Origin of the sequence: Halomonas alkalicola (assembly GCF_030704205.1) — a bacterium.
Classification (GTDB): domain Bacteria; phylum Pseudomonadota; class Gammaproteobacteria; order Pseudomonadales; family Halomonadaceae; genus Halomonas; species Halomonas alkalicola.
Window position 1 is genome coordinate 877481 of the sequence record NZ_CP131913.1, and the last position, 21277, is coordinate 898757.

Annotated in this window: 16 protein-coding genes; 5 read left to right on the forward strand and 11 right to left on the reverse strand. The window is 69.1% G+C overall.

The window, feature by feature from the left end; genetic code table 11:
• Positions 1–104: 104 nt before the first annotated feature.
• The 5 genes from B6N23_RS04225 to hppD form a co-directional block, all read right to left on the reverse strand.
• The gene (locus B6N23_RS04225) at positions 105–866 is read right to left on the reverse strand and encodes a response regulator (protein WP_305502172.1); all 762 of its coding nucleotides are present in this window, start codon (positions 864–866) and stop codon (positions 105–107) included.
• A 44-nt stretch (positions 867–910) separates the two neighbouring features.
• Positions 911–2614 carry an ATP-binding protein gene (locus B6N23_RS04230; RefSeq protein ID WP_305502174.1) on the reverse strand — a complete coding sequence of 568 codons (1704 nt, stop codon included), beginning with the start codon at positions 2612–2614 and terminating at the stop codon, positions 911–913.
• A gap of 73 nt (positions 2615–2687) precedes the next feature.
• Positions 2688–3515, reverse strand: coding sequence for a uroporphyrinogen-III C-methyltransferase (gene cobA, locus B6N23_RS04235; RefSeq protein ID WP_302141977.1), 828 nt, complete (start codon positions 3513–3515; stop codon positions 2688–2690).
• A 162-nt stretch (positions 3516–3677) separates the two neighbouring features.
• Positions 3678–5138, reverse strand: coding sequence for a sodium-dependent transporter (locus tag B6N23_RS04240; protein WP_302141975.1), 1461 nt, complete (start codon positions 5136–5138; stop codon positions 3678–3680).
• A 144-nt stretch (positions 5139–5282) separates the two neighbouring features.
• Entirely contained in the window at positions 5283–6386 is a 1104-nt protein-coding gene (gene hppD / locus B6N23_RS04245) for a 4-hydroxyphenylpyruvate dioxygenase (protein ID WP_305502178.1), read from the reverse strand.
• 360 nt (positions 6387–6746) lie between these two features.
• Here hppD and cfa point away from each other — a divergent pair, with 360 nt between their 5' ends.
• Together cfa and B6N23_RS04255 are read left to right on the forward strand one after the other, a co-directional pair.
• The gene (gene cfa, locus B6N23_RS04250; protein ID WP_305502180.1) at positions 6747–7898 is read left to right on the forward strand and encodes a cyclopropane fatty acyl phospholipid synthase; all 1152 of its coding nucleotides are present in this window, start codon (positions 6747–6749) and stop codon (positions 7896–7898) included.
• A 131-nt stretch (positions 7899–8029) separates the two neighbouring features.
• Entirely contained in the window at positions 8030–10015 is a 1986-nt protein-coding gene (locus B6N23_RS04255) for a RecQ family ATP-dependent DNA helicase (RefSeq protein WP_305502182.1), read from the forward strand.
• Positions 10016–10025: 10 nt separating this feature from the next.
• Here B6N23_RS04255 and B6N23_RS04260 read toward each other — a convergent pair whose 3' ends face one another.
• Both B6N23_RS04260 and B6N23_RS04265 read right to left on the reverse strand, forming a co-directional pair.
• Positions 10026–10655 carry a hypothetical protein gene (locus B6N23_RS04260; protein ID WP_305502184.1) on the reverse strand — a complete coding sequence of 210 codons (630 nt, stop codon included), beginning with the start codon at positions 10653–10655 and terminating at the stop codon, positions 10026–10028.
• A 26-nt stretch (positions 10656–10681) separates the two neighbouring features.
• Positions 10682–12250, reverse strand: coding sequence for a sigma-54-dependent transcriptional regulator (locus tag B6N23_RS04265; protein ID WP_305502186.1), 1569 nt, complete (start codon positions 12248–12250; stop codon positions 10682–10684).
• Between the two features lie 190 nt (positions 12251–12440).
• On the opposite strand from B6N23_RS04265, the gene B6N23_RS04270 reads away from it, so the two are divergent.
• The 3 genes from B6N23_RS04270 to B6N23_RS04280 all read left to right on the forward strand — a co-directional run bounded on the left by B6N23_RS04270 (position 12441) and on the right by B6N23_RS04280 (position 15686).
• The gene (locus B6N23_RS04270; protein WP_119020834.1) at positions 12441–12779 is read left to right on the forward strand and encodes a 4a-hydroxytetrahydrobiopterin dehydratase; all 339 of its coding nucleotides are present in this window, start codon (positions 12441–12443) and stop codon (positions 12777–12779) included.
• A complete protein-coding gene (locus tag B6N23_RS04275; RefSeq protein WP_169957918.1) occupies positions 12780–13967 on the forward strand; it encodes an amino acid aminotransferase in 1188 nt (395 codons plus the stop codon).
• 204 nt (positions 13968–14171) lie between these two features.
• Positions 14172–15686: an NCS2 family permease gene (locus B6N23_RS04280; RefSeq protein ID WP_305502189.1), complete on the forward strand. Its 1515-nt coding sequence runs from the start codon at positions 14172–14174 to the stop codon at positions 15684–15686.
• Between the two features lie 82 nt (positions 15687–15768).
• On the opposite strand, the gene B6N23_RS04285 is transcribed toward B6N23_RS04280, so the two are convergent.
• The 4 genes from B6N23_RS04285 to B6N23_RS04300 all read right to left on the reverse strand — a co-directional run bounded on the left by B6N23_RS04285 (position 15769) and on the right by B6N23_RS04300 (position 21196).
• Positions 15769–16716, reverse strand: a complete 948-nt coding sequence (locus B6N23_RS04285) for a Nudix family hydrolase (RefSeq protein WP_119020830.1) — start codon at positions 16714–16716, stop codon at positions 15769–15771.
• Between the two features lie 71 nt (positions 16717–16787).
• Positions 16788–18005, reverse strand: coding sequence for a bifunctional glutamate N-acetyltransferase/amino-acid acetyltransferase ArgJ (gene argJ / locus B6N23_RS04290; protein WP_305502191.1), 1218 nt, complete (start codon positions 18003–18005; stop codon positions 16788–16790).
• Positions 18006–18035: 30 nt separating this feature from the next.
• The gene (secA, locus tag B6N23_RS04295) at positions 18036–20765 is read right to left on the reverse strand and encodes a preprotein translocase subunit SecA (RefSeq protein WP_305502193.1); all 2730 of its coding nucleotides are present in this window, start codon (positions 20763–20765) and stop codon (positions 18036–18038) included.
• Between the two features lie 59 nt (positions 20766–20824).
• Positions 20825–21196, reverse strand: a complete 372-nt coding sequence (locus B6N23_RS04300; RefSeq protein WP_305502196.1) for a hypothetical protein — start codon at positions 21194–21196, stop codon at positions 20825–20827.
• Positions 21197–21277: the final 81 nt, after the last annotated feature.

The following is a 21277-nucleotide window of genomic DNA, read 5'->3' on the forward strand; positions in this document are numbered from 1 at the left end:
GCGAACGTTAGAGGAGCGGCGCCAGGGATCACAACCTTGTGAACATAATGAAGAAAAAGTGCGTTGTGGGCATTGTGTCCATTCTGCTCACGGCGGCGAGCCCCTCACCCCTCCTCGCACCAGGGAGTGGCGTCCCCCACCAGGCGATAGCGACGCTCCGGCCTGCCCACATCACCATAGCCCAGCTCGGCCTCCATCACCTGCACCGATACCAGAAACTCCAGGTAGCGCCGCGCCGTGGAGCGGCTCGCGCCCATCGCCCTGGCCACCTGCATGGCCGCCAGCGGCGCCCTCGCCTCCTCCAGGGCGGCCACCACCGCGCGCAGGGTCAGCCGGTCGATGCCCTTGGGCAACTGCCGCCGCGACCCGCCCGCCTCGGGCTGCACCCGCGCCAGCACCCGGTCGAGTTCCTCCTGGTTCATCTCGCCACGGGCCGCCTGGGCCGCCCGCTCGCGGCGAAAGCGCGCCAGCATCTGGGCCATGCGCGAGGCCTCGGCGGGCTTGATCAGGTAGTCGAAGACGCCGCCGCGCAGCGCCTCGCCGATGGTCTTCACCTCCCGGGCGGCGGTGACCATGACCACGTCGACATGGCGGTGGTCGCGGCGCAGCAGCCAGAGCAGCTCGAGCCCCTCGACATCGGGCAGATAGGCGTCGAGCAGCACCAGATCCACCGCCTCCCCGACGTCGGTGAGCAGAGTGCGGGCCTCCGCCCCGGAGCGCGCCATCCCCACCACCCGGAAGCCCTCGCTCTGCTCGATGAAGGCGCGGTGGATCTCGGCGATGCGAAAGTCGTCCTCGATGATCAGGACGCCATGGCCCTGATGATCGAGGTCCTGGCCCTGGGCCGACTGGGGGTCGTTCGACATCTCTCCTCCTCTGACGGTGGTGGCGGTTGGGTGCCGGGGCTCGCTCAGGCCGTGGCCGGGTCGCGGCACAGCGAACGGTCCAGCACCACCGTGAAGCAGGCCCCGCCCAGCTCGCTCTCCTCCAGGGTGATGGCGCCGCCGTGCTCGGCGCACAGGCGAGCGACCAGGGCCAGGCCGATGCCGCGGTGGCGGCCGGGCTTGGTGGAGTAGCCCTCCTCGAAGATGCGCGCCACCTGGGCGGACGGCACACCGGGGCCGTTGTCCTCCACCTCGATCAGCAGCTGCTCGCCCAGGTCGGTGAAGAAGAGCCTGACCCGCGGCAGCTCGCCACGGTCTCCATCGCCATCCGGGCCGGCGCCCTGCCGGGCGGCATCGCAGGCGTTGTCGATGAGATTGCCCAGCACCGTCATCAGCACCTCCTGGCCGGCGGCGGTCATCGGCAGCGAGAAGGAGCTCTGGTCGTCGATCTCCAGCACCACGCCGATCTCGCGGGCCCGGGTCAGCTTGCCGAGCAGGGTGCCGCTGATCACCGGGTCGGCCACGTGGCCCATCAGGAAGCTCATCTGCGCCTGCGCCCGCTCGCTCTCCTGGTGGATCAGCGCCAGGGCCTCCTGGATGCGATCGAGCTGCAGCAGCCCGGAGAGGGTGTAGAGCTTGTTGGAGAACTCGTGGGCCTGGGCACGCAGCATGTCCACGTCGCGGCTGGCGGCGGTCAGGGCATCGGAGAGCTCGACGATCTCGCGGCGGCTGCGGAAGGTGGCCACGGCCCCCTCGATCTCGCCGGCGTGGCGCACCGGCACCCGATTGACCACCACCGGGTGGTCGCCGAGCCACATCTGCTGGTCGAACTGCCGCTCGCCGCGCTCGAGCACCTCCAGCAGCCGCGAGTTGGGCACCAGCTCCTGGATCGGCCGCCCCAGCACCTCCCGGGCCTCGGGCAGCCCCAGGAAGCGCCGCGCCTGCTGGTTGACCAGGGTGATCTCGCCCTCGCGGTTGACGGCGAGGATCCCCTCGTGGATCGACTGCAGGATCGCCTCCTTCTCCATGGCGAGCCGGGCGATCTCGTGGGGCTCGAGGCCCAGGATCACCCGCTTGAGGTGGTGGGAGAGCCCGTAGGCGCCGGCGAAGCCCAGGGCGATCATGGCCGCCACCAGCCACCAGCCGAGGCTGGTGTGTCCCCCCACGTCCAGGGCCACCCGGTCGAGCATGAAGCCCACCGAAATGATGCCGATGATGTTGCCCTCGGCGTCGAACACAGGGGTCTTGCCGCGCATCGCCTCGCCCAGCGAGCCCTCGGCCTCGGAGACGTAGGACTCGCCGCCGATCAGCGCCCGGTCGTTGTCGCCCCCGACCATGGGCAGGCCGATGCGGTCCGGCAGCGGGTGGGAGTAGCGGATGCCCTCGGCGTTGCCCACCACCACATAGCGGGCCCCGGTGTCGCGGCGGATACGCTCGGCGATGGGCTGGATGGTGACACTGGGGTCGGGCTCATCGAAGGCCGCGACCAGCTCGGGAATGGCGGCCACGCTCTGGGCCACCGCCAGGGCACGCTGGCCCATCTGGTCGCTGATGATCTCGGCCTTGCGGTGATTGAGGTAGGCGCCCTGGGCCAGCAGCATGGCGGCGAGCAGCACCCCCACCAGCAGCATCACCTGCAGGCGGAAGCTGCGCATCAGGTGGTGGCGCCGCGGGCGCTGGTGGCGCAGTCGCCTCACCTCGGCGAGGGCATCATTGGGACGAGCCGTCATGATGGGCTCCCGACGATCGTGGAGCCCTCATTGTCGCACGCGACGACCACGCCGTCGCCGGCAGCGCCCCGCCTCAGCCGCGGCTACCGGTCTCCCAGCCACCGGCCCCGGCATGCGCGGGGTCGAACCAGGCCAGGGTGCCGTGCAGCCCGACCACTCCACCGACGATGATCAGGGTGGGTGGCCGGGGCGACGCCTGGGCCAGTCGCGCCGGCAGGTCGGCGAGGGTCGCGCGATGCACCCGCTGGCGCGCCGTGGTGCCCTGCTCGATCAGGGCCGCCGGGGTGGTCTCGGGGAGGCCATGGGCCACCAGCTGACGGCAGATCTCGGGCAGGCCATGCAGGCCCATGTAGAAGACCAGGGTCTGGCCGGGGCTGGCCAGGGCTGGCCAGTCCAGCTCGGCGCTGCCGTTCTTCAGGTGGCCGGTGATGAAGCGCACCGACTGGGCGTGGTCGCGATGGGTCAGCGGGATGCCGGCATAGGCGGCACACCCCGAAGCGGCGGTGATGCCGGGAACGACCTCCACCGGGATGCCTGCCGCCGCCAGGGTCTCGAGCTCCTCGCCGCCACGCCCGAAGATGAAGGGATCGCCCCCCTTCAATCTCAGGACACGTTTCCCCGCCCTCGCCCACTCCACCAGCGCCTGGTTGATGCCCTCCTGGGGGACGCTGTGGTTCGAGCGCGCCTTGCCCACGTAGAGGCGCTCGGCCGCCGGGTTGGCCAGGGCCAGGATCTCCGCCCCGACCAGTCGATCGTGCAGGACCACCTCGGCCTGCCGGAGGCGGCGCAGCGCCTTCAGCGTCAGCAGCTCCGGGTCGCCGGGGCCTGCCCCCACCAGGCAGACGCTGCCCGGCGCGAAGGCGGTGCCTGGGGGCTCGTGGGGAGACGGGCTCTGCTGCATATTCCATTACCTCGGACAATCTATTTGTTGATATTCCGAAAGGTAATGATTTTGCCACGCGCCTGCCACTCTCCATCCGCACCGAGCTTATAACCTTTTCCACCGCCCGAAACGTCATCGCCCCCGACGAGGCGGGGGCGATGGGCGGGTGGCGAGAGGGGCTCAGCCCTGGAGGGTGCGACGCAGCCTGGGACAGGCGAGCTCACCGATCAGGGTGATCACGACCAACGTCGCCAGCAGCCAGGGCCAGTGCAGGCCGAACTCGATGCGGGCCACGCCCAGGGCGTCGGCGAAGATCACCAGAATGCCCAGCGGGGCCAGGTAGCGCACGGCGAAGAGCCACAGCGCATGGGCCCGCGGCGAGAGCCCGAGTTCGTCACGCAGGATCTCGCTCTTGAGCACGAAACCGGCCAGCAGCACCAGGCCGAGCCCACCCAGCGGCATCATCCAGCGCGCGGTCAGGTAGTCGAGCCAGTCGAAGACGTTGCGCCCGGCCAGGGTCCAGTCGGCGCCCAGGTTGAAGGAGAGCATCGCCAGGGTGCTCACCACCCACAGCACGATGCCGGTGCCCCAGGCCGCGGCGCGGCGCGAGATCCCCTTGTTGTCGGTCAGCCAGGAGACGGTGGCCTCCACCATGGAGATCGACGAGGTGAGCGCCGCCATGGAGAGCATCACGAAGAAGAGGATGCCGAACAGGGTGCCCAGCGGCATTGCCTGGAAGGCCAGCGGCAGGCTCATGAAGATCAGCCCCGGCCCCTCCGCCGGGCTCATGCCGTTGGCGAAGATGATCGGGAAGATCGCCAGCCCCGCCATCAGCGCAACCAAGGTATCGGCGGCGGCCACGGTCAGGGTGGTGCGGGCGATGGAGGCCCGGGCCGGCAGGTAGCTGCCGTAGGTGAGGATGGCACCGGAGGCCAGCGACAGGGTGAAGAAGGCATGGCCCAGGGCCGCCAGCATCCCCTCGCTCGACAGGCTGCCGGCGTTGAAGGAGAACAGGAAGCGCCACGCCTCGCCGAAGCCGCCGGAGAACACGCCGTAGCCGATCAGAATCGCCAGCATCACCACCATGCCGGGCATCATCCAGCTGACGCTGCGCTCGATGCCGGCCTGCACCCCCTTGCCGACGATCAGCATGGTAGCCACCACCACCAGGGTGCTCCAGAAGCCGAGGTTCAGCGGGTTCTCGTTGTTGGCGACGAAGATCCCCACCATGTCGTCGGCGCCGGCCCCGGCGAAGACACCGGTCAGCATCTTCCACAGGTAGGCGAAGGACCAGCCTGCCACTACCGCATAGAAGGAGAGGATCATGAAGCCGCAGAGCATCGCCATCCAGCCCAGCAGCGACCAGGCAGAGGCGCGGCCGGACTCGTTGACGACCCGCCGCACGGCGTCGATGGGGCTGCCGCGGCCGCGACGCCCGAAGGCGATCTCGGTCATCATCACCGGGATGCCCACTGCCAGGATGCAGGCCAGGTAGACCAGTACGAAGGCGCCGCCGCCGTACTCGCCGGTGATGTAGGGAAATTTCCAGATGTTGCCGAGACCCACCGCGGAACCGGTGGCCGCCAGCACGAAGCCCCAGCGGCCGAGCCACTGGGCACGAGGTTGTGCGTTCGTCGTCATGTTACACCAGGGGAATCACGTTGCTTTTATGGTTGGACACCACAATACCAGGCCGTTCTGGCCCGGCATTGTGATGGATATTGCCGTGATTTGGCAGCCTGCCATGGCGTTATTCTTCTTCGCTCCGGCAGGGGGCGCCGCGGCTCACTCGGCCTTGAGCACGCCGCGACGGATCTGGTCTTCCTCGATGGATTCGAAGAGCGCCTTGAAGTTGCCCTCGCCGAAGCCGTCGTTGCCCTTGCGCTGGATGATCTCGAAGAAGATCGGACCGATCACCGTGTCGGTGAAGATCTGCAGCAGCACGCCCTCGTCCGGACCGCCGTCCACCAGCAGGCTGAGCTCGCGCAGGGCGCCCAGGTCCTCCTGGTGGTTGGGCACCCGCGCGTCGAGCTTCTCGTAGTAGGTGTCCGGCGTGGTCAGGAAGGTCACCCCGTTGGCCTTGAGCGCGCGCACCGTGGCGTAGATGTCATCGGTGGCCATGGCCAGGTGCTGGATGCCCTCGCCGTTGTACTCGCGCAGGAATTCGGCGATCTGGGAGGTGTCGTCCGCCGACTCGTTGATCGGGATGTGCATCTTGCCGCAGGGGGCGGTCATGGCCCGGGAATGCAGCCCGGTCATCTTGCCCTCGATGTCGAAGTAGCGGATCTCGCGGAAGTTGGCGATGCGGGTGTAGAAGTCGGCCCACACATCCATCTGGCCACGCGCGACGTTATGGGTCAGGTGGTCGAGCACCTTGAGACCCACGCTGCCATCGGTGGCGCTGCGACCGGGGATCGGCTCGAAGTCGATCTCATAGATGGTGCGCCCCGCCTCGTTGACCCGGTGGTCGACGAAATAGAGCAGCGAGCCACCGATGCCCCTGACGGCCGGGATGCCGACCTCGCCGGGGCCGACCGGGTTCTCCACCGCCTCGGCGCCGTTGGCCAGGGCATGCTCAAAGGCCTGGCGGGTGTCGGAGACCCGCCAGGCCATGGCGCAGGCGCTGGGGCCGTGGAGGCGCGCAAACTCGGCGGCATGGCTTGCTGGCTCCGCGTTGAGCACGAAGTTGACGCCCTCCTGCTGGAACAGGAAGACCTGCTTGGAACGGTGGCGACGGGTCTCGGTGAAGCCCAGCTGGCCGAAGAGCTGGCGCAGCGCCTCGATGCCGGAAGCGTCGGGGGCCGTGAATTCGACGAACTCGAAGCCGTCGGTGCCGATGGGGTTGCCCTTGGCGGTGGGCGTCAGGGGCTCTCGGGCGGGTGCGTTCATGGCGGGTCTCCAGGGGGTGTTGTTGTCAGGCGCCCGGCCATGCCGGGTCGCCTCGGTTGTCGAGACCCAGCCTAGAGGGGGACGAGGCGTCGTGATACGCCCCCGCCGGGCCCGGTCGGGGCCCGGTCGCCTGCCCCGCGGCCGCCAGTCGTAAGGATTTCGTTACAGGCACACCTGCCAGCACCGTCCGGCCTCCCGGGCGGCAGGAATTCCTGACAGGGCGTCACGAAATCTTGACACCCACGACGGAACCCACCGGGTCACGGCGACTGGGCTATGCTCCTTTTCAAGGGTTTGCGCCGCACCACATCCGGGTGCGCCAGCCCGGGAACACCGACTCGGCTGGATCAGGAGGACTCCATGACCAGCGATTCCCGCATCGGCCCCATCGCCCTCCCCGAGACCCGCGCCCGGCGGGTCATCGAACAGCTGCTGGAGGGCTCCGGGGTGGCCCTCAACGGCCAGGCCCCTCAGGACCTGCGCGTCCATCACCCCGACTTCTTCTCGCGCGTGCTGCGCCAGGGCACCCTGGGGCTCGGCGAGGCCTACATGGACGGCTGGTGGGACTGCGACCGCATCGACGAGATGGCCTGCCGGCTATTGCGTCACGGCCTGGGCGAGCGCGCCCACACCCCCTCCGAGCGGCTGAGGTACCGGCTGCAGTCGGGCCTGTTCAACCTGCAGAGCAAGGCCCGCGCCCATATCGTCGGCGAGGCCCACTACGACCTCGGCAACGACCTCTTCGAACGCATGCTCGACCCGACGATGTGCTACTCCTGCGGCTACTGGAAGGAGGCGCGCACCCTCCACGAGGCCCAGCGGGCCAAGCTGGAGCTGGCCTGCCGCAAGCTCGAGCTCGAGCCGGGCCTGCGCGTGCTGGACATCGGCTGCGGCTGGGGCAGCTTCGCCGAACACGCCGCCCGCCACCATGGCGTGGAGGTCACCGGCATCACCATCTCGCGGGAGCAGGCCGAGCTGGCCCGGGAGCGCTGCCGGGACCTGGCGGTGACCATCGAGCTCAAGGACTATCGCGACCTGAGCGGCCGCTATGACCGCATCGTCTCCATCGGCATGTTCGAGCACGTCGGCCACCGCAACTACCCGACCTACTTCCGCACCGTGTCGGAGCACCTGATGCCGGAGGGGCTCTTCCTGCTCCACACCATCGGCTCGAACCGCTCGGAGATCTCGGCCGACCCCTGGGTCAACAGGTACATCTTCCCCAACGGCGTGCTGCCGTCGGCCATGCATGTCGCGAGGGCCAGCGAACCCCACCTGCTGCTGGAGGACTGGCAGAACTTCGGGCCCGACTACGACCCGACCCTGATGGCCTGGCTTACCAACTTCGACGCCCGCTGGCACGAGGTGGCCCCACGCTACAACGAACGCACCCGACGCATGTTCCGGTATTACCTCTCCGTCTGCGCCGGCGCCTTCCGCGCCCGCGACCTGCAGCTCTGGCAGCTGGTCTTCTCCCGCCAGCGCCAAGGTCGCTACGACGCCCCGCGCTGACCGGCACGCGGTACCGGCACGACCTGCCACCGCGGACGACGCCCCATGCCAGGCCATCAGCTGCACCTGCCACCGGCGTATCGGCTATACTGTATGCCCATACATAAAAAGGCTGACAAGGGAATGGCGACATGATCGAGCAGACACTCCGACAGGTATTCGGCCATGACGACTTTCGCCCCGGGCAGCGCCCGGTGGTCGAGGCCGTGGCGGCCGGCCGCTCGGCGGCGGCGATCTTCCCCACCGGCTCCGGCAAGTCGCTCTGCTACCAGCTGCCCGCCCTCCACCTGCCGCACCTGACGCTGGTGATCTCGCCGCTGCTGGCGCTGATGCAGGACCAGCTCGCCTTTCTCCGGCGCCATGGCATCGCCGCCGCCAGCATCGACTCCGGCCAGAGCCGCGACGAGGCCGCCGCGGTGATGGGCGGGGTCGAGCGTGGCGAGATCCGCATCCTGATGATCTCGGTGGAGCGCCTGAAGAACGAGCGCTTCCGCGCCTTCATTCGCCGCGTGCCGATCTCGCTGATGGTGGTGGACGAGGCCCACTGCATCTCCGAGTGGGGCCACAATTTTCGTCCCGACTACCTGAAGCTCCCCGACTACCAGCGCGAGTTCGCGATTCCCCAGGTGCTGCTGCTCACCGCGACCGCCACCCCGCGGGTCATCGAGGACATGCGCCGGCGCTTCGGCATCGCCGAGGCCGACGTCACCCTCACCGGTTTCTATCGGCCCAACCTGGACCTGACGGTGGCGCCGGTGGCCGCCGACTCCCGCCCGCGGGCCCTGGCGGCCTGGCTCAAGGCACGCCAGGGCGGCGACGTCGGCTTTCCCACCATCGTCTACGTGACCCTGCAGCAGACCGCCGAACGCCTGGCCGCCTATCTGGACAAGGCCGGCGTCAAGGCCACCGCCTATCACGCCGGACTGGAGAGCGAGCGGCGCGAGGCGATCCAGCGCGACTTCATGGCCGGGAAGACCTCCTGCATCGTCGCCACCATCGCCTTCGGCATGGGCATCGACAAGGCCGACATCCGCGCCGTGGTGCACTTCGACCTGCCCAAGTCCATCGAGAACTACAGCCAGGAGATCGGCCGAGCGGGCCGTGATGGCCAGCCCTCGGAGTGCCTGATGCTGGCGGGGCGCGACACCCTCGGGGTGCTGGAGACCTTCGTCTACGGCGACACCCCGGAGCGCCAGGGCATCGTTCGCGTGATCGATGCCCTGGTCGAGGCCGCCGAGCACCATGGCGGCGACTGGGAGCTCACCCTGAACGCCCTCTCCCGGGACAGCGATATCCGCCCGCTGCCGCTCAAGACGCTGCTGGTGCAGCTGGAGCTGCGCGGCATCATCGCCCCGCGCCACAGCTACTTCGCCGACTACCGCTTCCGCCTGCAGGAGGAGCCCGAGGCTCTGGTCGAGCGCTTTGCGGGCGAGCGCCGCGCCTTCGTGCAGGCCATCCTCGACGCCGCCCCCCGGGCGCGCACCTGGCACGCCCTGGACTTCGCGGTACTGGAGCGGCTGGGCGCGGAGCGCGGGCTGGACGTCCAGCGCGGCCGGGTGCTCACGGCCCTCGAGTATTTCGTCGAGAAGGGGTGGATGGTGCTCGAGAGCAAGCAGCTCACCGAGGTCTACCGGGTGCTCGCTCCCCCCCGGGACCCCGCCGCCCTCGGCGCCGAGCTCCACGCCTACTTCCGCGACAGGGAACAGGCCGAGATCGCCCGCCTGCACGCCATGCTGGCGCTGTTCGAGTCCGATGACTGCCTGAGTCGACGGCTCGCCGAGTGGTTCGGCGATACCCAGGCCCCGGTGCACTGCGGCCACTGCTCCGCCTGCCGGGGCCAGCCCGCGCGGCTGCCGGCCCCGCCGTCGCTGGCCCCGTTGGAGGAGCGAGAGCTCGCCGCACACCTCGCGGCGCTGGCCCCTCGGCTCGCCGAGGATGCCGCCGGCGGCCCCGCCACGGCAGACCTGCTGGCGCGCTTCCTGTGCGGCATCACCACGCCCCGCCTCACCCGGCTCAAGGCCAGGCAGCTGCCCGGCTTCGGGGCGCTCGAGGCCTACCCCTACGCCGAGGTGCGCGAGGCGGTGCACAGGAGCACCGCGGCCCCGACAGGGGCCTGAACGGCGCCGCTCAGCCCGCGCCTGGGAGGCGACCACGCCGCTGCAGCCAGCGCGTCGCCAGGTGCACCGGCAGGTAGATCAGCAGCGGCCACAGCGCCATCAGCCCCGCCAGGTAGACCAGCGGCGGCAGCCACTCCTGATGGGTGCCGAAGGGGCCGTGCACCCAGTTGATGTTGCGCTCGGCCTCGGTGAGCAGGTAGCTCGTCGGTACCACCAGCCAGGTCAGCACGGACTGCCAGGCCAGCGCCCGCGGCGCATAGCCGAGCCGCCAGATGGCCAGCCCCGCCACTACCGGCAGCACCAGGTGGTAGAGCGACATCAGCCGGGTCAGCAGCGGCTGGTCGTCATCGAACATGTACTCGGTGCCACCGATGGGATGCACCCCCGTCAGCCAGGCCGTGCCCACGTCCAGTGCCCAAAGGGTGCCCACCAGGGCCACCGCCAGCCACTGCATGGAGAGCAGCAGCCGGCTCTCCCGCCACAGGCCAACCAGGATCAGGAAGCTCGCCAGGTTACATAGCCAGAAGTAGTTCTGCGGCCCGAGCAGCACCCAGTAGGTGGGCGCCCAGCCGATGATCCAGGCGGTGAAGGCAAGCTTCAGCCACAGCGGCAGCTGACCCGGTGCAGCGTTGTTCGGCATGACGCCCTCCTGTTCGGCCGGCTCCATCAGGCATCGCCCTCCTCCCCGCCGATGCCGTGGCGCCGGAGCTTGTTGGCGATGGTAGTGTGGGAGACCCCGAGCCGCCTGGCCAGCTGCCGGCTGGAGGGAAAGCGGGGATAGAGGGCGGCCAGCACCCGCTGCTCCACCGCGCCCATGATCTCGGCCAGGCTTCCCGACAGCTCCAGGCCGGCCAGCAGGGGGCCTTCCCCCACCTCGGGCAGGCGCAGGTGAAGGGGCTCGATGCGGGCCCCGTCACACAGCGAGACCGCCTGGAAGAGCACGTTCTCCAGCTGGCGCACGTTGCCGGGCCAAGGGTAGGCCTCCAGGCGGGCCAGGGCCGCGGCCGAGAGCGCCGGCAGCGGGCAGCCGATCTGGCGGGCGGCACGGTCGATGAAATGCTCCGCCAGGGCGGGGATGCCGTCGCGACAATCGCGCAGCGGCGGCACCACGAGCGACAGCACGTTGAGGCGATGGAAGAGGTCGTGGCGAAAGCGCCCCTCGGCGCACAGCCGCGGCAGGTCCTGCTGGGTGGCGCAGATCACCCGCACGTCGAGCCAGGTCTCCTCGTCGCTGCCCACCCGCCGGAAGCCGCCGTCCTGCAGGAACCGCAGCAGCTTGGCCTGCAGGCGCGGGCTCATCTCTCCTACCTCGTCCAGGAAGATGGTGCCGCCGGCGGTGAGCTCGAGCAGGCCGAGCTTGCCTTCGGGCCGGGCCCCCTCGAAGGCGCCGGGGGCATAGCCGAAGAGCTCGGTCTCGGCCATGGACTCAGGCAACCCCGCGCAGTTGAGCGCCATGAAGGGGGCCTGGCCGCGAGGGCTCGCCAGGTGGCAGGCCCGCGCCAGCAGCTCCTTGCCGGTGCCGGTCTCGCCCTGGATCAGCAGCGGCGCATCCAGCGGCGCCATGCGCCGGGCCTCCCGGGTCAGCGCCTCCAGGCGCGGGCTGGCCTGGAAGATCGCCTCGAAGCCGCGCAGCTCCTGGCGCTGCACCTGATAGATGCGCTCGCCGATGCGCTCGGCACGGTGCAGGGTCACCACGGCGCCGGCCAGCGACGCCACGTCATCGAGATGCTCCCGGTGCAGCGGCGCAATGTCGGCCAGGAAGGTGGTATCACGCAGGGTGACGCGCAGGCCGTTGACCCGGGCGTTGTTGCGCCGGACCAGCTCGGGCAGGTCCAGGTCGGGCAGGTAGCGGTCCAGGGAGAGGCCCGGCACCTCGTCGATGCGCACGCCGAGCAGCTGGCCGGCGGCGCGGTTGGCGGCCACCACCTGCCCCTCCATGTCGATGGACATCACCGGGTCGGTGAGCGAGGAGAGCAGCGCATCGAGCTCCAGGTGGCGCCGCTCGCTGGGCATCAGGCCGACCCGGCGCACCGCGAAGACCCCGGGCACCGCCTCCAGCTCGGGCTTGAGGGTCACCAGCTGGGCATTGAGCAGGTGGGGCACATGCAGGTAGATGGCGTTGCCCTGTTCGCCCCCCACCTCGCCACGGGCCACGTTGAGGCCATAGTCGGCAAAGTGGGCCACGATATCGCGCAGGATGCCCACCCGATTCTGGCAGTGAAACCTCAGACGCATGGTGGCAACGCTCCTCAGGGGGATCAGGGAGGCCAGGCCGGCCACGGGGTGTCACGCCGGCATGACGGAGTGTCAAGATAACGTGACACCCCCGGCGGCTCAATCCCGCCGCCACCGCCGCGGGTGCTTGACGCCCGGGGCCGGCTGCACGACCTTGACAGGGTCATGCCATCACCCCGGGAGCCACACCATGAGCCAGCTGTCCCAGCAGCCCTGCGAGGCCTGCCGCAAGGGCGCCCCCACCGTCAGCGAAGCCGAGATCGCGCTGTTCAAGCCGGAGATCCCCCAGTGGAAGATCGTCGAGCGCGATGGCATCATGCAGCTGGAGCGGGCCTTCACCTTCCCCGACTTCAAGCAGGCGCTGGCCTTCACCAACCGCGTCGGCGAGATCGCCGAGGCGGCGGGTCACCACCCGGCCCTGCTGACCGAATGGGGCAAGGTCACCGTGACCTGGTGGTCACACAAGATACGGGGCCTGCACAGGAACGACTTCATTCTTGCCGCCAGAACCGACGAGGTAGCGAATTAAATGTTCGAACACATTGAGCGGGTTCCCGGGGACGCCATCCTCGGTCTCATCGAGGCCTTCAAGAAGGATACCAACCCCCAGAAGGTCGACCTCGGCGTCGGCGTCTACAAGGATGCCCAGGGCAACACCCCGGTGATGCGCGCGGTCAAGGAAGCCGAGGCCCTGCTGCTCAAGAACGAGACCACCAAGACCTACATCGGCTCCCACGGGGCGCCCGCGTACGGTGAGGTGGTGCTGCCGATGGTGCTGGGCGAGGGCTCTCCGGTCCTCGCGGCGAACCGCGCCAGCGCCACCCAGTCACCCGGCGGCACCGGCGCCCTGCGCCTGGCGGCCGACTTCATCGCTAAGGAGCTGCCCGGCAAGGGGATCTGGGTCTCCGACCCGACCTGGCCGAACCACCACGGCATCTTCACCGCCGCCGGCATCGCGCTGCACAAGTACCCCTATGTGGACGCCGACAACCGCCTCGACTTCGACGGCATGCTCGCCGCCCTGAAGCAGATTCCCGAGGGCGACGTGGTGGTGCTGCACGCCTGCTGCCACAACCCCACCGGTTTCGACCTCTCCCGGGAGCAGTGGCAGACCGTGCTCGAGGTGCTGCGCGAGCGCAACCTGCTGCCGCTGGTCGACTTCGCCTATCAGGGCTTCGGCGAGGGCCTGGAGGAGGACGCCTACGCCGTGCGCCTGCTGGCCGAGCACCTCGACGAGGTGATCATCACCAGCTCCTGCTCCAAGAACTTCGGCATCTACTGCGAGCGTACCGGCGCCCTGATCATGGTGGCGAAGAACGCCGAGCAGATGGAGAACGTCCGCTCGCAGATCGCCATCGTGGCCCGTGAGAACTACTCCAACCCGCCGGCCCACGGCGGCGCCATCGTCAGCGAGATCCTGCACTCCGCGGAGCTCGCCGCCATCTGGCGCGAGGAGCTCACCGAGATGCGCGACCGCATCAACACCCTGCGTCGCGACTTCGTCGAGGCCCTGAAGCCCTACGGCCTCGACCAGAAGTATGCGCACATCGCCGAGCAGCGCGGCATGTTCAGCTACACCGGCCTGACGCCTGAGCAGGTCGATCGCCTGCGCGACGAGTTCGGCATCTACATGGTGCGCTCCGGCCGCGCCAACGTGGCAGGCTTCTCCCACGAGAACCTGCCCTACCTGGCCAAGGCCGTCGCCGCCGTCAACTGATCGCCGCGCCGCCAGCCATGCCGACGCCCGGGCCCTGCCCGGGCGTTTTCGTTTCGGGTAGACTCCTCGCCTGTTTTTCGCTGCACCGGGGATCAGGGCGGCCTCGGGGCGCGCCCGGCGGCAACAGTCTTGACCAATCAGTCAGGTCGCATACAGACTGATGCCTGCCTTGTACACAACCACCCCAACAGCAAGAGGCTCCCCATGGCGGCTACCCCCGGCAGCTCCCCCGTGCACTATCCCTGGTACAAGAAGGAGGACACCGACGCCTTCTTCGCCCTGTTCCAGAACAACATCGCCAACTTCGTGATCATCGCCATCACCATGCTCGGCATGGGCTCCCCGGCGTCGATCGTCTTCGGCCAGGTGCTGCCCGGCGCCGCGGTGGCCGTGATGGTGGGCAACTTCTACTACGCCTGGAGCGCCGCGCGCCTGGCCAGGAAGGAGAACCGCACCGACGTCACCGCCCTCTCCTACGGCATCTCCACCCCGGTGATGTTCGTCTTCCTGTTCGGGGTGCTGCTGCCCGCCAAGCAGCTCACCGGCGATGCCGAACTGGCCTGGAAGGTTGCGGTGGCCGCCTGCTTCATCAGCGGCGCCATCGAGGCGCTGATCAGCCTGATCGGCCGCTGGGTCCAGCATCACCTGCCCCGGGCGGCGATGCTCGGCGCCGTGGCCGGGGTGGCGCTGACCTTCATCGCCGGCGAGATGCTGTTCAAGACCCTGGAGATGCCGGTGATCGGCCTGCTGGTGCTGGCGATCATCATCGTCGGCCTGGTGGCCCGGGTCGCCATGCCCTTCCGGCTGCCCACCTCGCTGTTCGCCATCGTGGTGGGGACCGCCATGGCCTACCTGATCGGGGATGCCGGCGGCGAGCGCTTCAGCGACGCCTTCACCCATCTGGGCTTCTACCCGCTGCTGCCCAACCTGGCCTGGCTCGAGGGGCTGGGGCTGCTCTTCACCGGCATGCTGGCGGTGCTCACCGTGGTGCTGCCGATCACCCTCTACAACGCCATCGAGACCATGAACAACGTCGAGGCCATGGAGGCCGCCGGCGACAGGTACGACGTGCGCGAGTGCCAGGCGGTGGACGGCGCCGGCACCATGATCGGCGCCCTGTTCGGCGGGGTCTTCCCCACCACCGTCTACATCGCCACCGTGGGCGCCAAGTGGATGGGCGCCGGGCGCGGCTACAGCCTGCTCAACGGCGCGGTCTACGGCCTGGCCACCATGTTCGGCCTGATCGCGGCCCTGGCCGCCATCATCCCGGTCTCGGTGGTCGCGCCGATCCTGGTCTTCGTGGGCATGTCGATGATCGCCACCGCCTTCCAGAGCAACGACACCCGCTACTACCCCGCGGTGGCACTGGCCATGCTGCCCTACTTCGCCAACTACGTGATGACCCGTTTCGGGCGTGCCGCCGAGGAGACGGTGACCGGCATCTCCACCGGGATCGTGCCGCTGGGCCAGGGCGCCATGTTCATGGCGATCCTGATCGGCGCCATGACGGTCTCGGTGATCGACCACCAGTTCCGCCGTGCCGCCGCCTTCGCCGCGGTCGCCGCGGGCTTCTCCTTCGTGGGCCTGATGCATGCCCCGGCCCTCGCCCTCAACGCCGCCCCGGACTATGTGGTGGGCTACCTGGTGATGGGGGGCCTGTTCCTCTACTTCGCCTGGCAGCAGCAGCGCCTGGCCGCCGGGGCACCACGCCGCCCCTAGTCGCCCTGCCCTGCCCCTGACGCAGCGCGCCCCGCCGGATGGCGGGGCGCAACCTGACTACAGCGACCGACGTCGCCGACGGCTACTTCCAGAAATCGCGGATCGAGGCGATGCCCTGGGCACCCACGGCGCGGGCATGGTTGGCATCGAAGCGGGTCATGCCGCCCAGGGCGAAGACCGGCATGGCGGCACGCTCCACCAGCTGCTGGAAGTCATGCCAGCCCATGGGGGGCACCTCGGGGTGGGAGGGGGTAGTGCGCAGCGGCGAGAGGGTCACGAAGTCGCAGCCCAGCTTGCCGGCCTGTACCAGCTGCTCGCGATCGTGGGTAGAGGCCGCCAGCCACTTCCCCTCGGCGATGGGGCGACGCTCGAGGCGCATCAGCCGTTCGCTGGTGAGGTGGATACCGTCGGCATCGACCCGCTCGAGGAGCTCGGGCTCGGCGTTGAGCAGCAGGCGAGCCCCATGCTGGCGACACAGCGCCAGGGTGACCTCGGCGCGGGCCAGGTAGGCGGTCTCGTCGAGCTGCTTGGCGCGCAGCTGCACCAGGCGGGCGCGATCCTCCACCAGGGCACGCTCGAGGCGCTGCAGGTAGAGAGCCTCGTCCTCCTCCTCGGCGGTGATGAGGTACTCGGTCGGCAGCGCGACGGCACGCAGGATCGGCAGGTTGGCCGCCGGGAAGGGGTAGTTGACCAGCTCCTCCATGGGCACCCAGCGCACCGCCTGCCCCTCGCGGCCGAAGGGCTCGCCGGAGAACTCGTGCACCTGCCAGACGTCGAGCAGGATGTGCTTGTCGGGATACTCGTGGTGGATGCGGATCAGCGGCTGCGCGCGCTGGATCTCCACCCCGAGCTCCTCATGGAGTTCGCGCTTGAGCCCGCCGAGGCCCGTCTCGTACGGCGCCAGCTTGCCTCCCGGAAACTCCCACAGCCCGCCATGGTCGACGTTGCTGGGCCGGCGGGCGATCAGGACCTGCCCGCCGTCGGCACTGATGATGGCGGCGGCCGCCACATGCACCCTTCTCTTCACCATTGCGTTCATTCACCTTTCCAACTTGCCCGCCCTCGGGGGCGGGATGCTCTGTCCGGCGGCTGACCGATCGCTCAGCTGCGATAGTCGGCGTTGATGGTTACATACTCATGGGAGAGGTCGGTGGTCCATACCGTGGCGCTCTCCTCCCCGCGTCCCAGGTCGATGCGAATGGGGATCTCCTCCCTGGCCATCACCGCACTGCCGGCCTCTTCCGTGTAGCAGGGCGCCCGGCCACCGGCCTCCACCAGGCGAACCTCGCCCAGGTCGATGGCCACCCGGGAGACATCGAAGTCCACGACCGGCGCACGGCCGACCGCCGCCAGTATCCGACCCCAGTTGGCATCCGAGGCAAAGAGCGCGGTCTTGACCAGCGGCGAGTTGGCCACGGTGAAGGCCACGTCGAGAGCCTCCTGACGGCTCGCGGCCCCGTTCACCTGCAGGGTCACGAACTTGGTGGCTCCCTCGCCGTCGCGGATGATCGCCTGGGCCAGCTCAGTCATGACCCGCTGCAGACCGTTGCGGAAGATGGCGATGGCCTCCTCCCCCTCGACCCGCGGTCCCTGCTGGGTAGTGATCAGCATGCAGGCGTCGTTGGTGGAGGTGTCGCCGTCCACGGTGATGCAGTTGAAGGAGCGATCCACCGTCTCGCGCAGCATCTCCTCGAGCAGCGCCTGGTCGAGGGTGGCGTCGGTGGCCACGAAGGCCAGCATGGTCGCCATGTTGGGCTGGATCATGCCCGAGCCCTTGGCGATGCCGTTGATGGTGACCGTGGCCTCCCCCAGCGCCAGGGTCACGCTGGCACCCTTGGCGCGGGTGTCGGTGGTGAGGATGCCCTCGGCGGCCTGGTGCCAGGAGGCCCCCTCCTCCGCCAGGTTCGCCAGCGCCACGGGCAGGCCCGCCAGCACCCGCTCCATGGGCAGCGGCTCGCCGATCACCCCGGTGGAGAACGGCAGCACGGCTTCGCCGGGCACCCCGGCCAGGCGCCCCAGCTCGGCGCAGGTGGCGCGGGCATCGGCAAGACCTACCTCACCGGTACCGGCATTGGCGTTGCCGGTATTGATCACCAGGTAGCGGGCCGGCTGGCCGGAGGCCAGGTGCTCGCGGGCCACGGTGACCGGCGCCGCGCAGAAGGCGTTGCGGGTAAAGGTCCCCGCCACGCGGGCACCGGCGGGCGCCTCGATCACCACCAGGTCACGGCGGTTGGCCTTCTTGATGCCCGCCATGGCGGTGCCCAGGCGCACGCCGGGGATCGCCGGCATCTCGGGAAAGCTTGCATTACCCACTGCCATCGTCTCGTCTCCTGTCTGCTGGGCGGCGGCTCAGTCCAGCTTGCCGCAGCACTGCTTGAACTTCTTGCCCGACCCGCAGGGGCAGGGATCGTTGCGGCCCACCTTGGGCCCCTCGCGGCGCACCGGGCGTCCATCCGCTCCCGGCAGCGGCGCCCCCGACTCCTCGGGGCGGTCGAGCGCATCGGGATCCTCGTGACGGCTGTCCGCCATGGCCTTCTCGCGCTCCAGCGCCTCGCGACGCTTCTGCTCGAGCTCCTCGACCTCCTCGGGACGCCGCACCTGCACATGGCTGAGGATGCGCGTCACATCGGCCTTGATATTGGCCAGCAGGTTCTGGAACAGCTCGAAGGATTCGCGCTTGTACTCCTGCTTGGGGTTCTTCTGGGCGTAGCCGCGCAGGTGGATGCCCCGGCGCAGATGGTCCATGGACTGCAGGTGCTCCTTCCAGCGGGTGTCGAGCACCTGCAGCATCACCTGCTTCTCGAAGCGGCGCATCAGGGCCTCGCCGGCCTCGGCCACCTTGGCCTCGTAGGTCTCGCGATGCAGGGTCTGCAGCCGCTCGCGCAGCTGCTCCTCGTGGAAGCGGTCGTCCTCCTCGGCCCACTGCACCACCGGGACGTCCAGGTTGAACTCGGCCTTGAGGTGGTCCTGAAGCCCGGGGAGATCCCACTGCTCGGCGAGGCTCTGGGGCGGCACATAGTCGCTGATGGCCAGGTCCAGCACCTCCTGGCGAATGCCCGCCACGGCCTCGGAGACCTGTTCGGCGGCCAGGATCTCGTTGCGCTGCTCGTAGATCACCCGGCGCTGGTCGTTGGCCACGTCATCATACTCGAGCAGCTGCTTGCGGATATCGAAGTTGCGGCTCTCGACCTTCTTCTGGGCGCGCTCCACGGCGTTGGAGACCATCTTGTGTTCGATCGCCTCGCCGCGCTCCAGGCCCAGGGCCTTCATCATGCGCTGCACCCGGTCGGAGCCGAACAGCCGCATCAGGCTGTCCTCCAGCGACAGGAAGAAACGGGTCGAGCCCGGGTCCCCCTGGCGACCGGCACGGCCACGAAGCTGGTTGTCGATGCGCCGCGATTCGTGGCGCTCGGAGCCGATCACGTGCAGGCCGCCGGCGGCCAGCACCGCATCGTGGCGCTCCTGCCAGGCGGCCTTGAGCGCCTCGAGCTGCTCGGGACTCGGGTTGTCGAGCTTGGCCGCCTCGGCTTCCCAGTTGCCGCCCAGCATGATGTCGGTGCCGCGGCCGGCCATGTTGGTGGCGATGGTGATGGCGCCGGCGCGGCCCGCCTGGGCGATGATCTCCGCCTCGCTCTGGTGCTGCTTGGCGTTGAGCACGCTGAAGGCGAGGCCAGCCTGTTTCATCAGCCCGGCCAGGTACTCGGAGGTCTCGATGGAGGCGGTCCCCACCAGCACCGGGCGTCCGGCCTCGGTCTCGGCCTGGACGTCCTTGATGATCGCCTCGAACTTTTCCTCGGCGGTCAGGTAGACCAGGTCGTTGAGGTCGCGCCGCACCCGCGGCTTGTTGGTAGGAATCACCACCACGTCGAGGCCGTAGATCTGGCGGAACTCGAAGGCCTCGGTGTCGGCGGTACCGGTCATGCCGGCCAGCTTCTCGTAGAGGCGGAAGTAGTTCTGGAAGGTGGTCGAGGCGAGCGTCTGGCTCTCGCGCTGCACCGCCACGCCCTCCTTGGCCTCGACCGCCTGGTGCAGGCCCTCGGACCAGCGGCGGCCCGGCATGGTGCGCCCGGTGTGCTCGTCGACGATCACCACCTGGCCTTCGGCGACGATATAGTCCACGTCACGATGGTAGAGGTGACGGGCGCGCAGCGCCGAATGCATGTGGTGCAGCAGGTTGAGGTTCTGGGCCGCGTAGAGGGAGTCCTCCTCGCCCAGCAGCCCCTCCGCCCGCATCAGCTCCTCGACCTTGTTGTGGCCGGTCTCGGTGATCTCCACCTGCTTGTGCTTCTCGTCGAGCAGGAAGTCGCCGCTGGCCGGCTCCTCGGGATCCTCGCAGGCCACCAGGTGGGTCGCCAGGCGGTCCACAACCTTGTAGAGCTCGGTATTCTCGTCCACGGCGCCGGAGATGATCAGCGGCGTCCTCGCCTCGTCGATCAGGATCGAGTCCACCTCGTCGACGATGGCGAAGTTGAGCCCGCGCTGGACCTTGTCCTCCAGCGAGAAGGCCATGTTGTCGCGCAGATAGTCGAAGCCGAACTCGTTGTTGGTGCCGTAGGTGATGTCGCAGGCGTAGGCCGCGCGCTTCTCCTCGCTGGTCTGACCGGCATGGATGATGCCGACGGTGAGGCCGAGGAACTCATAGAGCGGACGCATCCACTCGGCGTCACGGCGCGCCAGGTAGTCGTTCACCGTGACCACGTGCACGCCCTTGCCGGGCAGGGCATTGAGGTAGACGGCCAGGGTCGCCACCAGGGTCTTGCCCTCACCGGTCTTCATCTCGGCGATGCGGCCGCTGTTCAGGGTCATGCCGCCGATCATCTGATCATCGAAGTGGCGCATGCCCATCACCCGCTTGCCCGCCTCGCGCACGGTGGCGAAGGCCTCGACGAGCAGGTCATCGAGTGCCTCGCCGGCGTCGAGACGGCCACGGAAGGCTTCGGTGCGCGCCTGCAGAGAGGCGTCGTCCAGCGCCTGCAGCTCCGGCTCGAGGAGGGTGATGCGGTCGGTCTGGCGGCTCATGCGCTTCACTTCACGATCGTTCTTGGAGCCGACGACCTTGCGTAACAGGGAATTGATCATTGGGGGGTCCAGTCTTTGCGTGTGGAAACGTGCCAGCCGCCCGAGGCAGCCGGCCAGGATCAGGGGTTCAGCGTGCCAACGCAGGGCGGACCCCGACGGGTCAGGACATCATGGGCCGCGGTCGCCGGACGGCGGCAGGGGGATGGCGGCAGGGGACGTCGCCCGCAGGCGCCGAGGCGGCCGAGGACGCGCAGCGGCCAGGCACGCCGCGCGCGGCGGCGGGCCTGCAGCCGGGAGCTGGCCCGGATCAGCGCCGGTGCCAGGATGCACACCTGCACCAGGCGCTCGGCCTGGCGCAGCGGCTCCCCCTGGGCCAGGCCGGCCGGCAGCAGGCACCCCACCAGCAGCCCGGCCAGCCACCAGCGCGCCGGGCGCCGCCGGCTCATGGCGGCAGGCGCCTTGGCATCGTCATGCTGGGTGCGGGCGGGCATGCTGTCGATGGACTCCCGAGCGTGCTAGGCTGGCGGGCATCAGCGCCCGACACAGTGAAGAGTGAGTGTGGCTTTCCTGTC